Raw genomic sequence first — 14,870 nt, 5'->3', positions numbered from 1 at the left:
TAACCGAGGGCTTTCCCGGGCGCAACGGCGCGAAGCAGCGTGCAAGCAGGGTCTTTCCGTGCGGACGCACCACGGGGTAGTGTGCTCGGCAGCGCGACCGAGGGTTCCTTCGTGATCGATACTGATCGATTCGGGAGTCGGAGTGCGCGACACGAGTCGGCGACGGTGCCGACCGGAGAACGGAGAGACCCCGCCATGACCACCCGCTCCACACGGATCCGCCCCCTCCTCACGCGCGGCGCCGTCGGCATCGCCGGGGGCCTGCTCCTGCTCCTGCTCGGCGTCGCCGGCACCGCCTTCGCCGACGAGCAGCAGGGCGCCGACGACGTCGACGTCAACGTGCAGATCGCACCGCTGACCACGCCCGGCTCGCTCTCGATGACCGTCGCGAGCGACTCCACCGCCCTGACCGAGAACGGCTCGAACAGCGTGGCTCGCCAGTTCACGGGCACCCTCCCCACGGTCACCGTCACCGACACCCGCGACGCCGCGGACATCCCTGACGGCGCCGGCTGGTACGTCCTCGGCACCGCGAGCGACTTCACCTCGTCGACCGGTGACACCATCGGCGCGGAGAACCTCGGCTGGGCCCCGAACCTGATCGACGGCGGCGACTCCGGCCTCGTCGCCGAGGGCGACGTCGTCGACACCGCCCTCGACGGCGGCCCCGACGGCGTCGGCCTCGTCGACCAGGAGCTCCTCGCCATCACCAACGACTCCGCCGGCGTCGCCGAGGAGGGCTCCTGGACCGCGAACGCGGCGCTGACCCTCAAGACCCCCACCACCGTCGACGCGGGCGACTACAGCTCGACGCTCACCCTCTCCCTCTTCGAGTGATCATGGTGGTCGAGTAGCCGCCCCCGGCGACGAGCCTTTCCCTGCTGGTCGAGTAGCCCCCGCAGACGGCGTGTCTTTCATGCTGGTCGAGTAGCCGCCGGAGACGGCGTATCGAGACCCACCCTCCTGAACCCGATGCGCCCGGTCTGCGGCCTCCTCGATCAGCACGAATCCTCGAGTGGACCCGCGACGGGCCTCGAGTCCCGAGCAGGCCCCTGTACGCGTCCACTCGGCGGTTCCGGCTCGCGCGAGTGGACGCGCGTCGGGCGCTACGCCCAGGCCGGAGCCCGGTCCGGGTCCACTCGCGCGCCCGCCTCATGCTGGTCGAGTAGACGCCGCAGGCGGCGTATCGAGACCCGGCGTGCTGGGGACGGTGGATCTCGATACGCCCGCTGCGCGGGCTGCTCGATCGGCAAGAAGGGGCTGCTCGATCGGCAGGGGGTCGATGAGGCCGGCGGGTGCGGTGCCCGCGAGCGTTCGGTATCGTGGCGCGCTCCGAGACCCGAGGGGGGCATCGTGGGGCGTCAGCACACCATCGCAGGAGCCGTCGGGATCCTTCTGCTCGCGCTCTCCGGCTGCGCCTCGCCCGCGGATCCCGAGCCGGAGGGGTCCGGCGGCGGGCTCGACCTCGCCGTGTCCGCGGTCTGCGAGGCGGGCGCGGATCCGCAGTGCACCGCGGTCGGCGGCCAGGACGTGCTCGTCGACCCGGCGGCGTTCACCCGGGCGGGTGTCGCCTCGGTCGAGGTGTCCGGCACCGGCGACGCGCAGACCGTCGACGTGCGCTTCGACGAGGACGGCGCCGAGCTCTTCCGGGACGCGACGGCGGAGGCGGCCGGCGCCGGCCCGGACGCGCGCCTGCTGCTGCGAGCCGGCGACGTGGTCGTCTCGGCCGTGGCCGTGATGCAGGCGATCGAGGGCGACTCGGTGCAGATCCTCCCCGGCGACGAGGACGCGCAGGAGCTCGCCGACCGCATCCGCGCGGGCTGACCCGGGCGGTCAGGACGCCGGCGGCTCCTCCACGCCGAGCTGCACGGCCAGCTCCATGCAGCGCACGCGGGCGGGGGAGAAGTCGTAGGGCAGACTCCGGATGACGTCCGCCGCGCTCCGGGCACGCGGATCGGCCGCGGGGGCGGGCGTCTCGGCGTCCTCGGGCGGGTGCCGCTCGTCCCAGGCGTCGGCGAGAGCGTCGTCCTCCTCCAGCTGACCGGACTCGACGCAGACGCGCAGCAGTTCCGTCTCGAAGGCGTGCCGCTCGGCCGCCACCTGCGCGACGAGTGGGTCGTCGACGGCGACGGTATCGTCCAGGGCCTCCTCGGCGGCGTCGACGCGGTCGGACGCGGCGCGCAGGTCGGGGTGCGCGGCGAGAGCGGCGAAGCGGCCGGCCTGGATGGCGGCGCCGAGCGGGCCGAACACCCGCTCGGTGACCAGCAGGACGTCCAGGTCGTCCTGGCGCAGCGAGCCCTCGGGCGCGCTCTCGAGGCGGCCGGACACGAGGTCGTCGAGCAGGCCCAGCCGGCTGCCGAGCGTGCGCATGCGCTGCACCGAGGCCCGCTGCCGCTGCAGCTCGGCCTCCTGCGCGGCGAGGGTGTCCTCCAGCCGCGCGAGGACGTCCGCGACCTCGTCCGCGCCGTCCGCACTGTCCGGCGCGGCGCCGGCGAAGGCGTCGCGCACGTCGTCGAGGGCGATGCCCGCCTCGGCCATCCGGCGGATCCAGAGCAGCCGGATGATCTCCTCGTAACCGTACCGGCGGCGCCCGTCGCCGCCGCGCTCGCGCTCGGGGAGCAGGCCGACCTGGTGGTAGTGACGGATCGCCCGGGGAGTGACGCCGACGAACGCCGCGGCGTCGCCGATCAGGACCTCACGGGGCGGGGTCGGGAACGGATGCATGGCGGGCCTTCCGGGTCGGGTCGGGACGTGCTTCGAGCAGACCACATGACGCTGCGGCAGGAGCAAGGCGCTCGACGTGTCCGGCGACGGTGGATCTCGATACGCCCGCTGCGCGGGCTACTCGATCAGCATGAAAGAGGAGCCCGCGTGCAGAGCATGCTGGTCGAGTAGCCGCCGGAGGCGGCGTATCGAGACCCGGGCTCCGGGGGACGTTGGATCTCGATACGCCCGCTGCGCGGGCTACTCGATCAGCATGTGGGGGCCGCTGCGCGGGCCGTCCGGTCAGCATGGTCGGGGAGTCCGCGTGCCGTGCATGCTGGTCGAGTAGCCGACGCAGGCGGCGTATCGAGAACCACCCCTCCGGGAGGCGTGCCTCTCCTCGAGCAGCCGGCGGTCAGGCGCGCGGGCGCGGGGCCGCGGCGCTCTCGCGGAGGACGAGCTCCGGGAGCTCGGAGGAGAAGGCGGCGCCCGTGCGGCCCTCCATCGCGGGGAGGAGCAGGCCGAAGCCGCGGCGGCCGAGGCCGGCGAAGTCCTGGCGGACGGTCGTCAGGGCCGGCGTCCACATCCGGGCGAGCGGGTGGTCGTCGAAGCCGACGACGCTGATGTCCTCGGGGACGCGCAGCCCGGCCTCGGTGATGCCCTTGATCACTCCCATGGCGATCTCGTCGTTGCCGCAGAAGACGGCGGTGACGCTCGGGTCCTCGACCAGCCGAGCGGCGAGCAGCCGCCCGGACTCGGGCTCCCAGGTCGCCTCGAACGGGGTCGGCGCCGTGGCCACTCCCGCGGCCTTCAGCGCGCGGCGCCAGCCGGTCGTCCGGCCGTCCTCGCGCCGCGACGGCGGGATGCGGATGTGGTGCACCGTCGCGTGGCCCAGCTCGAGCAGGTGCTCGGTCAGCGCCTGAGCCGCGCGGAGCTCGTCGAGCACCGCCTGCGGCCGCCGCCCGCGGACCCCCGAGAGCGCGACGACCGGCACGGTCTCCGGGATCGCCGCGAGCACGGCCACGCCGGGCGGATCGAACTTGAGGACGACGATGCCGTCGGGGCTCTGGTCGAGCACCGAGGAGAGCGCCCGCTCGACGTGCTCCGGGTCCGCCGACTCGACGACGGTGATGGTGACGGTCCAGCCGCCGGCGCGCGCCTCCTCCTCGATGCCGCGGATCGCCTCGGCGTAGCCGTACTGCGAGGTGTTGCCGGCGACGACGGCGATGGTGCGCGAGCGCCGGGTGACGAGGTTCCGGGCGACGGCGCTGGGCCGGTAGTTGAGCTCGGCGATGGCCGCGAGCACCCGCTCGCGCTTGTCGGGAGCGACCCGCGCGGCACCGGTCAGCACCCGCGACACGGTCGGCACGGAGACGCCGGCGAGGCGGGCGACGTCGGCGATGACCGGGGCTCTCGTCGCCTTGTCGCGCGTCACGCCGTCCCGCTTCCGTCCTCGACCGTCCTGCAAGTGCCCGGCGAGCCACGACGGAGCGAGGGCGACCGGCTCGGTGCCGCGGGCTCCGGCGGTGGTCACTTCACCGCGCCGCTCGTGATGCCGGAGATGATCTTGCGCTGCGCGAAGACGAACACCAGGAGCAGGGGCAGGCTCATCAGGATGATATAGGAGAAGATCAGGTGCCAGTTCTGCAGGTAGAGCCCGGCGCTGGCCACCTGGTAGAGGTTCAGCGGCAGGGTGTCGAGCCGGCCGCCGACCACGAAGAGCGCGTAGAAGACGTCGTTCCAGATGTAGAGGCAGATCAGGATCGTCGCGGTCGCGAGCACCGGCATCAGCAGCGGCAGGATGATCGTGAAGAACACCCGGATCGGCCGCGCGCCGTCGACGCGGGCCGCCTCCTCCAGCTCCGCGGGGATCGTGCGGACGAAGCCGGTGACGAAGAAGATCACGGTCGAGAGGTACATCCCCATGTAGACGCCGACCATGCCGACGGCGGTGCCGGCGAGGCCGAGCTGGCGCAGCAGCAGCACCACGGTGACGACCGCGGGCGGCAGGACGATGCCGCTGATGGCGAGCGCGTAGACGACGGCCATCCCGCGGCCGGTGCGGCGGCCGAGGATCCAGGCGGCCATCGAGCCGAGCACGAGCACGCCGAGCACCGAGGGCACCATCACGAGGACGCTGCCGAGGAACGCGGGGACCATGCGGCCGTCGGTGAAGACGGTCGCGAAGTTCTCGAGCAGCTGCCACTGCGAGGGGGCGGCGAGGTTGGGGTTCAGCGCCTCGGCCTGGGTCTTGCCGGCGGTGCTGATGATCAGCCAGAACGGCACGCCGAGCAGCAGGGCGACGGCGGCGAGGGCGGCGATCGGCTGCAGCAGCGGGCGGCGGGAGCGGCGGACCCGCGACTCCGGGGCCGCGGGAGTGGACGTGACCGGTCGCTCGATGACGGTGCTCACAGGACGTCCTCTCGACGGCGCAGGGTGCGGATGACGGGGAAGGCGAGGACGGCGACGGTGACGAAGAGGATCAGGCTCATGGTGGTCGCCTGCGCGAACAGGCCCTGGCCGAAGGTGCGGAAGATGAAGATGTTGAGCAGCTCGGTCGTGCCGCCGGGGCCGCCCTCGGTGGTGGCCTGGACGATGTCGAAGCCGTTCATCGAGCCCAGCAGCGCGGTGGCGACGTTGAAGGTCAGCGCCGGCGCGATCAGCGGGAAGCGGATGTCGCGGAAGGTCTGCCACCAGGAGGAGCCGTCCAGGCGCGCGGCCTCGAGCACGTCGCCGGAGATCGTCTTGAGCCCGGCCAGGTAGATGAGCATCGACAGGCCCATCCACTTCCAGGAGTGGATCAGGGCGACGACGACGATCGTCCAGGTGGTGTCGCCGAGCCAGGCGATCGAGACCGGCTGCCCGGAGACGAAGGAGAGGATCCCGTTCAGCGCGCCGTCGGGCTTGAGCAGCGCCTGGAAGACGTAGCCGACCGCGAGGGCGGACATGATCACCGGGATGAAGAACATCACCCGGGCGAAGCGGTTGACCCGGGTGTCCTTCTCCAACAGCAGCGCGAGGATCAGGCCGAAGACGTTCTGGAAGACCGCGACGAGCACCGCGTAGACCAGCGTCACCCGCAGCGCCTGGATCAGCGTGCCGCTCTGGAAGAGGTCGACGAAGTTCGCGACGCCGACGAAGCCGATGGCGGCCTTGAAGCTGGACCAGTCGGTGAAGGCGTAGACGAAGTTGAACACCGTCGGCACGAAGAAGAAGACGATCAGGACCAGGAGGGCCGGCACGAGGAAGACCAGCGGGTGGTCGGAGCGGCGTCCGCTCGGCATGCCGCCGGTCTTCACGGCGCGGGCGAGGACCCGGGGTGGCGCGGCGGCTCGGGTGGTGGACACGCGGGGCACTGCCTTTCGAGAGAGGGGGTCGTGCGCGGGAGGGTCCGGGGCCCGCCGTCGTGGCCGGGCCCCGGTGTCGAGCGGCTAGAAGCCGGTGGCGCCCTGCGCCTTCGCGAGCTGCGCGAACTGGTCCTGCGTGGCCTGCGCGACCTGCTCCGGGGTCTTGGTGCCCTGGATCATGTCGGCGAGGTAGATGTACAGGTCGGGGTTCGCGATGGCCTGGGCCTGCATCGAGCCGACCGAGTCGCCGACGGAGTCGCTGACCGAGACGAGCGCGGTGGGCACGGTGTCGGGCGTGGTGACCGAGGGCTGGAGCGAGATGGTGTCCTGCGCGGTGACGAAGTCCGAGTAGCCGTCGCCGAGCCAGTAGGAGAGGAGCTGGCGCGAGGCCGCCTCCTTCTTCTCGTCTCCGGTCGCGAAGGCGACGAGCGCGTTCGACTGGTCCGGGATGAAGGTGCCGACGTTGCCCGAGGGCGAGATCGGGAAGAAGCCGATGGTGTCGTTGAGCGTCGCGGTGTCGGACAGCGACTGCAGCTGGCCGAAGAAGGAGTTGACCTGGACGACCATCGCGGCGTCGCCGGCGAGCAGGGCCGCGCCCTGGTCCTCGAAGGTCGCGGTCTTGATGTCCTCGTTGAAGAGGCCCTCGTCGATCAGGCCCTTGTAGGTGTCGATCGTGCCCTGGATGGTCGGGTCGGTGAACTTCTCCTCGCCCGAGTTCACGCGGTCCCAGAGGCCGTCCTTCGCGGCGTCGGCGAGCTGCACCTGCACCCACCACTGGGTGGCCCAGCGGTCGGCGCCCATCTCGAAGAACGGGGTGACGCCCTTGTCCTTCAGCTGCCGGCCGAGCTCGACGAACGAGTCCCAGTCGGTCGGCGTCTCCGTGATGCCGTTCGCCTCGAAGACCTTCTTGTTGTAGTAGACGCCCTCGACCGCGGGGGTGGTGACCAGCGCGGCGTAGCGGGTGTCGTCGAGCAGGCCGGTGATGTCCTTCAGCGAGGGGTCGACGTCCTCGAGCCAGGGCGCTCCGTCGAGGCTCTGCAGGTTCGTCGACGCGTTCAGCGCGGTGAGCTGCGAGGCGGTGGGCTGCCAGAAGGCGAGGTCGGGCTTGTCGCCGGTGGCGACCTTGGTCTGCACGCCCTGCTCGTAGGGGTCCGGGATCGTCTCGACGTCGACGCTGGCGCCGGTGAGCTCCTCGAAGCCCTCGATCACCGACTCCGGGACGGTGTTGGAGTTCTGCGCGGCCCAGATGGTGAGATCGGTGCCGGACAGGTCGGCGTCCTGGGCGGGCCAGGAGGCGGGGGCGGCGCCGCCGCCCGCGGTGCCGCCGCCGGCCCCGGGGTCGCTGCAGCCGGCGAGGAGCAGGGCGGAGGCCGCCGTGAGGACGGCCGCGCTGAGGAGTGACTTCTTCATCGAAATACTCGAGCTTTCTGTGAGGGGAGAGGGTGTGCCGGGACGGGTGGATCCGGCAGGGGTCAGGTGGTGCGGAGGGACAGGCGGAAGGTGCGGGCGGAGGGACCGGAGCCGGTGGGCCGGACGATGAGGCGGGCAGTGCTGGGCTCCCACTCGACGGGCCAGGCCGTCAGCGCGACCGGGAACACGACCGAGACGTCGACGTCCTGACCGCGCAGGTCCGGGACGTGCAGCACGACGTCGTCGCTGCCGCTGCGGCGCCAGACCGAGACCAGGTGCTCGTCCTCGGTCCGCAGCGCCAGGGCGACCGCGTCGTCCGTCCAGCCCGGCAGCCCGAGCGGCCAGCGCGGGAGGGACGCCGCGATCGGCCCGCGGAGTCGCTTCGCCGCGGCGACCGCCTCATGCACCAGGGCGAGCTGCGGGTCGGACATCCGGTTGAGGTAGCCCGAGAGGTAGAACCGGCCGAGGAGCCCGGTGACCAGGCAGAACGCGATCTCCTCGTCGTCCATGTCGGCCTGCGGGTACGCCCAGCTGGCGGCCTGCTCCGGGAGGAGCATCATCGGCGCGGCCGCCGCGATCGGCGGGTAGCGGCGGAAGTCCTGCTGGTCGGAGGTCGACTGCATCTGCAGGCGGGACATCACCGCCCAGTCCTGCCGCATCGCGCCCGAGGAGCAGCTCTCGATCACCAGGGTCGGGTGCCGGTCGAGCACGCCGTCGAGCCAGGCGAGGTAGGCGCGGTTGTGGCCGAGCAGGCCGGCGCCGATCGAGTCGGCGTCGCGGTCGGTGCCGGGGCCGGCGTCGATGTTGTAGTCGAGCTTGAAGAAGCCGATGCCGAAGTCGGCGATCAGCCGGTCGACGGTCGCGTCGAGGTGCGCGCGCGCCGCGGGGTGGCGCAGGTCGAGGTGGAACCGCTCGTGCTCCTCGATCCGGGCGCCGGCGCGCTGCAGGAACGCGTCGTCCGGCAGCTCGCCGGCGAGGGGGCTGTCCACGCCGATGACCTCGGGCTCCAGCCACAGCCCCGGCACCAGACCGCGGGCGCGGATCCGCTCGATCACCTCGCAGAGGCCGTCCGGGAAGCGGACCGTGGAGGGCTGCCAGGCGCCGACGCTGCTCCACCAGCCGCCGGCGACCCCGCTGTCGTCGTACCAGCCGGCGTCGATGCAGAAGATCTCGGCGCCCGCGGCGGCCGCGGCGTCGATCAGCGGCAGCAGCTTCGCGGTGGTCGGGTCGCCGTCGAGGGTGTTCATGTAGTCGTTGAAGACGACGGGCATCGCCGCGTTGTCCGGGTGCGCGCGGCGCCGGGCCCGGCGGCTGAGGGTGAGCGCGTCCGCGGCGGCCGTCGTGTCGGCGCCGACGGCGACCGTGACGGGGACGGAGCGGAACTCCTCGCCGGGCTCGAGCACGCAGAGCCAGCCGTGGTCGAGGTCCGTCGGGCCGGAGAGGGCGATCGAGCCGCCGTCGATGTCCTCGCCGACCTCCCAGCGCCAGGCGCCGTTGTGCTCGATCTGCCAGAGGAGGGCGGCGTCGGGGGCGTGGAGGCCGGCGACCGGGAGCTGCTCTCCGGTGGACCAGCTGCCGGTCGAGACCGCGCCGACCGCGCCGCGCGGGTCGTGCCCGGTGATGTCCTCGCGGAGGGTGACCAGGCCGGCTTCGCGCAGCGGCGTGCTGCTCCAGCGGCCCTCACCGAGCCAGTCGTTGCGGCCGCGCAGCAGCGACCAGCGGGCGAAGAACTCCTTGCCGGTCGGCCCCGCAGTGCCGGTGGCGGGGGTGGCGCCCGGGTCGCAGCTCCACGAGGCGACGGACCGCAGCACCTGCCGCTCGACCGCGCGGACGACGACCTCGGAGGTGACGGCGGCGACGCCGGGCACCCTTCGGAGCACGGCGGTCGCGACCAGTCCCGGCGCCTCGGCCGTGACTTCCAGCACGTCGAGGCCGTCGACGACGCTCTCGCGGTGCGAGACGTAGCGCAGTGCGGTGCCGAGCTGCGAGTGGGTCAGCCGGCTGCTCGCCGGGGCGTGACCGGCGGCGACGGTGGTGATCTCGAAGAACGGAGCGACGTGCGTCGCCCGGAGCGCGACACCGCGGGCCGTCAGCGCGACCAGCCGGAACGGAGCATCGGCGTCGCAGGCGAACGTCAGCTGCAGGTCCTCGGGGTCTCCCCAGGTCAGGTCGTTCGGCACAGGGGCTCCTCGTCGTCGTGGAGTGGGAAGGGCTCGCTCCCGGTGGAAGCTCGACTGATACTGATACCGATTTCAGTTGAGCGCAAGGGCGAGATGAAACCGTTATCGCTGAGGACGATGGACATGCGATACCGATTTCAGAATTCTCTGGCTCGCCGAGTCTGAAATCGCTATCGTGCTGGCAGCGGCGCCTCGCCGTCCCCTCCCACAGGAAGAGCATTCGATGATGAAAGCCTCCAGAGCACTGGCCTGCGCCGCCGCGATCGGCGTCGCCCTCAGCGGATTCGGCCTCGTCGCGGTCGCCGCCCCCGCGAGCGCGGCGGGCAGCTCCGAGACCCTCGCCGTGGACTTCTCGCGGTCCACCGGTGATTTCCGCGGCGGTGCGACCGGCACCCTCTACGGCTTCGGCGACGAAGGAGCGCCCACGCAGGCGCTCATCGACGGAGCGCACATCACCAACACCTCGCAGAAGGCGCCGTTCGGCACCCAGCACCCGAGCGGTGACGCCCTCAAGGTCGAGGACGGCTTCTTCGCCAAGCACGGCGAGGACATGTACATCTACACGCAGGACTACTACCCCGACTGGGCCTACAACGGCGGTCAGCGCCCGGGCGACACCCGCACCTACGACCAGGCGACCGGCACGTACACGAACACGCCGAACGGAGTGTGGGACTACCTCGAGATCGTCGAGTTCGTCACCGAGGCGGTCGCCACGAAGTCGGACCGCCCGCAGGACTACGTGCACATCCCGTTCAACGAGCCGGACGGCGGCAACTGGTACAACGACTGGGGTGCGCTGAAGGACACCTTCCTCGCCGACTGGAAGGCCTCGTACGACGTCATCCAGAAGGTCTACGCCCGCCACGGCCTGGGCACCGCGCGCGTCGGCGGACCCGGCGACGCCTCCTATCACGCCGATCGCACCGCGGACTTCCTCGACTACGCGAAGTCCACCGGCACGCTCCCGCAGGTCATGATCTGGCACGAGCTCGGCATCGACAATCTCGCCACCTTCCGCTCGCACCTGGAGGACTACCGCGCCCTCGAGGACGCCCGCGGGATCGCCGACATCCCGATCAACATCACCGAGTACGGGATGCTGCGCGACATGGGCACGCCCGGCCAGCTGATCCAGTGGCTCGCGATGTTCGAGGACGAGAAGGTCGACGCGCAGGTCGCCTACTGGAACTACGCCGGCAACCTCTCCGACAACAGCGCCCGCCCCAACGCGGCGAACGCCGGCTGGTGGATGTTCAAGTGGTACGGCGACCTCGAGGGCTCGAAGACCGTCGCGGTCACGCCCCCGAAGCTGAACACCGCCGACACCCTGCAGGGCATCGGCGCGGTCGACGCGGTGAACAAGCGCGCGACCGTCCTCTACGGCGGCTCGGGCGCGCAGAACGTCGCCCTCGATCTCGACGGGCTCGATCCGGCCGTCTTCGGCTCGACCGTGGACGTCGAGGTCCGCGAGGCGACCCTCTCCGGCGCGCAGGGCGTGCACGGCACGCCGCGCGTGATCGCCGCCGTCGACGGAGCGGCCCTCGCCGCCGGCTCGCTCGACCTCGCGATCCCGAGCTACGACCGCTACGCCGCCTACCAGGTGGTCATCACTCCCGCCCAGGACCGCGTCGTCAGCACCACCGCGAGCTGGCAGTCGAGCATCGAGGCCGAGAACACGGCGCTCACCGGCGCCCAGGCCTACACGCAGAACCCGACCGACGGCGGCGGCTGGAAGTTCCTCGCCTCCGGCGGGCGCGACGTCGGATCGTTCAACAACGCCTCCTCGAAGGCCGACTGGACCGTCACCGTCCCGCGCACCGGCAGCTACCGCTTCCAGGTGATCGGATCGACGCCCGGCGTCCCCGGCCGGCACGCCCTCTTCGTCGACGGCGCGAAGAACCAGCTCGTGCAGTACACCGCCGACCTCGCCCTGACGACCACGCAGAAGTGGCAGTACCGCGGCAGCGCCGAGGTGACCGTCGAGCTGACCGCCGGCCAGCACACCCTCTCGCTGCGCGCCAGCGAGAACGGCACGACCGTCCTCCCGAACGCCGACATCACGCTCGACAAATTCCTCCTCACCGACGTCACCGACGGCGAGAGGACCGTCTACCCGGCCTCGACCCTGCGCTACGCGGGAGGCGCGAAGGTCGTCTACGACACGGCGGGTGCCCGCGGCTTCGCGAGCATCGCCGGCCAGCAGCGCGCCGACGTCTACGCCAACGCGTGGAAGACCGGCTACTACGACGTCGCGCTCGACTACCGCACGAGCGGAGCGTCGAGCATCGACGTGTCCGTGAACGGCCGGAAGGTCAGCACCGTCAGCGCCGGATCGGCCGGGCTGTGGTCCTCGACCACCCGGCTGCACCTCGTCGAGGGCATCAACGAGATCGAGCTGCGCTCCGCCGCCGGCGTGCTGCTCAGCACCGTGACGACGACCCGTGCCGCCGACTCCGACTCCGCCGCGACGACGATCGAGGCCGAGAACGCGACGAAGACAGGTGCGGCGGCGAACGCCTCGCTCGCCGCGAGCACCGGCTCCAACGTGTCGGGCGGGCAGTACGTGGGCTTCGTCGGCAACGGCGCGGCCAACACCCTCGAGATCGCGCGGGCCGCGGGCTTCGACACCGCCGGCGCCTACGACCTCTCGGTGACCTACTCCAACGCCGAGCTCAGCGGCCGCCACGACTACAACCCGCAGGTCGTCGACCGCCGTATCGATGTGACGGAGAAGGGGGTCGCCGGCACCGTCGGCAGCGCCTACTTCCGCTACACGATCTCGTGGAACAGCTTCTGGGAGCGCACCATTCCCCTGACCCTGACCACCGGGACCGCGCCGATCGTCCTCGGGAACGCCACGGCGTACGCCCCGAACATCGACAAGGTCACCATCGCGCCCGTCGCCGTCGGCACGCCCACCACGGTGTCGCTCGCGCCGGCGCTGCCGACGACCGTCACCGCGTCGAGCCGCTGCGTCGCCGGCAAGATCGTCCTGACCGTCAGCGCCCGCAACGACGCGACGGTCCCGGCCGACCTGAAGGTCGAGACCAGCCACGGCACGAAGTCGTTCCCGAAGGTCGCGCCGGGCAAGTCCGCCAGCGCCGCCTTCACCGTCCGCGCGACGAGCATGCCGGCCGGAACGGCGACGGTGACCAGCACCGCCACGGTCGGCGGCACCCCCGCGACGACCACGACGACCGCTCCGTACCCGGCGGCGACCTGCTGAGGCCCCGCTGCGCGACCAGCAAGCGGAGGGCCGCTGCGCGGGCTGTGCCGCCGTTCATGCTGGTCGAGTAGCCGCCGCAGGCGGCGCCATTCATGCTGGTCGAGTAGCCGCCGGAGGCGGCGTGTCGAGACCCGCCCTGCTGGAGACGGTGGATCTCGATACGCCCGCTGCGCGGGCTACTCGATCAGCATGTTCTCCGCGGGCTGCTCGATCAGCGTGAGCTGGGCGGGTGACCCGATCTGCGCCGTTCCATGCTGGTCGAGTAGCCGCGGGAGGCGGCGTATCGAGACCCACCCTGCTGGAGGCGGTGGATCTCGATACGCCCGCTGCGCGGGCTACTCGATCAGCATGCGCGCTACGAGGTGTAACCCGCCTGGATGGTGTCGAGGACCTGGTCGGTGCTCGAGCCGTCGATCCAGTCGACCATGCCCTTGAAGAAGCTGTCGGAGCCGACGGCCTTGGGCATCAGGTCGGAGGCGTCGAAGCGGAACGTGGTGCCCGGGTCCTGCAGGATCGAGATGGAGCTGCGCAGCAGGTCGCTGCTCGCGTTCGCCGGGTCGAGACCGGTGTTGGCCGAGATGACGCCGCCGAGCTTCACTCGGCTGTTGGCCCAGTCGGCGCTCGCCAGGTACTCCTGCACCTTCGCGGTGTCCGCGTCGTCCGCGAACGCGGCGACGAACTCGCCGCCGCCGGTGACGGCCTGGTCGTCGTCCGCGTCGATCGGCGGGGTGAGGAACGCCCAGACGTCGCCGTCCTCGGCCACGGTCGCGTCGGCTCCGGTGAGGAAGCCCTCGAAGAAGGACGCCTGGTGGGTCAGCGCGCAGGAGCCGTTCGCGATGTTCTGCGCGACGTCGCCGAAGGCCGTGGAGTTGATCGAGGACACGTCGCCGTAGCCCGCGTTGACGAGCGTCGGGTCGAGCAGGATCGAGCCGACCCGGTCGAACGCGGCCTTGATCTCCGGGTCGGTGAACGGGGTGTCGCCCGCGACCCAGGAGTCGTAGACGTCCGGGCCGGCCTCGCGGAGGACGGCGTCCTCGATCCAGTCCGTGCCGGGCCAGCCCGACGCGGCGTCGGAGGCGAAGCCCGCGCACCAGGACGGTCCGCCCGACTTCTCGGCGATGGTCTTCCCCAGCGCCTCCATCTCGTCCCAGGTCGTCGGGACCGAGACGCCCCACTCCTTGAACTTCGCCGGCGAGTACCAGACGTAGCCCTTCACGCTCGCCATCAGCGGCGCGCCGTACTGGGTGCCGTCGACCTGGCCGTACTTCTGCCAGTCCTCGGACCAGTTCTGCTTCACGTTAGCGAGGGCGCCCTCGGGCAGCTCCTTCACCTTGCCCGAGGTGACGGTGTCGGCGAGCAGTCCCGGCTGCGGGAAGATCGCGAGGTCGGGGACGTCGCCGCCCTGCACCTTGATGCCGATCTGCTGCTCGAAGCCCTTGTCGCCGGTGTACTTGATGTCGATCCCGGACTCCTTCTCCCAGTCCGCCCAGGACTGCTCGAGCAGGGTCGCCTCGTCGCCGTTGATCGTGCCGTAGACGGTGACCGAGCCGTCGCCCGCGGCGCCGCCGGAGCTCGCGCCGCCGCCGGCGTTCGGGTCGTTGGGGTCGCTGCTGCTGGAGCAGCCCGCGAGGGCGATCCCGGCGGCCGCGAGTACGGCGACCGGAAGGGTGAGACGACGGTGCAGGGATGACCGCATGGTTCCTCCTCGTTGAGTGATGGAGCGACGAGGGGGAGTAGCCCCCCAGCTGCGCCTGCCCAGAGTACGTCGTGAGAGAGCGCTCTCTCGGTAACGATCCGGCGTCGGATCGGGCGGAGACGCGGCCGGCGTCCCTGCAGCGGTCACGCCGGAGCGGATCGCCCTCCCCGACACCCGCCGCTTCCGGTAGCTTCGAAGCGCTCGGCATTCCCGGTCCACCCGCCCGGCGTCCCCCTCTTCCCCGATCCTGGCGGGGGAGCTGCAGGACCCTCGCGGGCCCGGGCTCGGCGCGTCCCCGGACGCGC

Annotated in this window: 10 protein-coding genes; 3 read left to right on the top strand and 7 right to left on the bottom strand. The window is 71.5% G+C overall.

The window, feature by feature from the left end; translation table 11 throughout:
• The first annotated feature begins 195 nt into the window (after positions 1-195).
• The gene (locus MT350_RS09000) at positions 196-837 is read left to right on the top strand and encodes a hypothetical protein (protein ID WP_243615785.1); all 642 of its coding nucleotides are present in this window, start codon (positions 196-198) and stop codon (positions 835-837) included.
• Positions 838-1,353: 516 nt separating this feature from the next.
• Positions 1,354-1,824, top strand: coding sequence for a hypothetical protein (locus tag MT350_RS08995; protein WP_243615784.1), 471 nt, complete (start codon positions 1,354-1,356; stop codon positions 1,822-1,824).
• A 9-nt stretch (positions 1,825-1,833) separates the two neighbouring features.
• Here MT350_RS08995 and MT350_RS08990 read toward each other — a convergent pair whose 3' ends face one another.
• The 6 genes from MT350_RS08990 to MT350_RS08965 form a co-directional block, all read right to left on the bottom strand.
• Entirely contained in the window at positions 1,834-2,724 is an 891-nt protein-coding gene (locus MT350_RS08990) for a MerR family transcriptional regulator (RefSeq protein WP_243615783.1), read from the bottom strand.
• A gap of 394 nt (positions 2,725-3,118) precedes the next feature.
• Positions 3,119-4,237 carry a LacI family DNA-binding transcriptional regulator gene (locus MT350_RS08985; protein ID WP_243615782.1) on the bottom strand — a complete coding sequence of 373 codons (1,119 nt, stop codon included), beginning with the start codon at positions 4,235-4,237 and terminating at the stop codon, positions 3,119-3,121.
• Positions 4,234-5,115, bottom strand: coding sequence for a carbohydrate ABC transporter permease (locus MT350_RS08980; RefSeq protein WP_243615781.1), 882 nt, complete (start codon positions 5,113-5,115; stop codon positions 4,234-4,236). Before MT350_RS08980 ends, MT350_RS08985 begins: the two co-directional genes overlap by 4 nt.
• Positions 5,112-6,050 (bottom strand): carbohydrate ABC transporter permease, encoded by a 939-nt coding sequence (locus MT350_RS08975; protein ID WP_243599493.1) that lies wholly within the window; start codon positions 6,048-6,050, stop codon positions 5,112-5,114. The genes MT350_RS08980 and MT350_RS08975 overlap by 4 nt, the downstream gene beginning before the upstream one ends.
• Positions 6,051-6,134: 84 nt before the next feature.
• Positions 6,135-7,460, bottom strand: a complete 1,326-nt coding sequence (locus tag MT350_RS08970; protein WP_243615780.1) for an ABC transporter substrate-binding protein — start codon at positions 7,458-7,460, stop codon at positions 6,135-6,137.
• 62 nt (positions 7,461-7,522) lie between these two features.
• The gene (locus MT350_RS08965) at positions 7,523-9,640 is read right to left on the bottom strand and encodes a glycoside hydrolase family 36 protein (RefSeq protein ID WP_243615779.1); all 2,118 of its coding nucleotides are present in this window, start codon (positions 9,638-9,640) and stop codon (positions 7,523-7,525) included.
• Positions 9,641-9,866: 226 nt separating this feature from the next.
• On the opposite strand from MT350_RS08965, the gene MT350_RS08960 reads away from it, so the two are divergent.
• Positions 9,867-12,869, top strand: a complete 3,003-nt coding sequence (locus tag MT350_RS08960) for a CBM35 domain-containing protein (protein ID WP_243615778.1) — start codon at positions 9,867-9,869, stop codon at positions 12,867-12,869.
• 355 nt (positions 12,870-13,224) lie between these two features.
• Here the strand turns inward: MT350_RS08960 and MT350_RS08955 are convergent, their stop codons facing one another.
• Positions 13,225-14,565: an ABC transporter substrate-binding protein gene (locus tag MT350_RS08955; RefSeq protein WP_243615777.1), complete on the bottom strand. Its 1,341-nt coding sequence runs from the start codon at positions 14,563-14,565 to the stop codon at positions 13,225-13,227.
• Positions 14,566-14,870: the final 305 nt, after the last annotated feature.

It is taken from the genome of Rathayibacter sp. VKM Ac-2928, assembly GCF_022815545.1.
Taxonomy (GTDB): Bacteria; Actinomycetota; Actinomycetes; order Actinomycetales; family Microbacteriaceae; genus Rathayibacter; species Rathayibacter festucae.
Note: the sequence above shows the minus strand (reverse complement) of the source record. Positions and strands in the feature narration are given on the sequence as shown.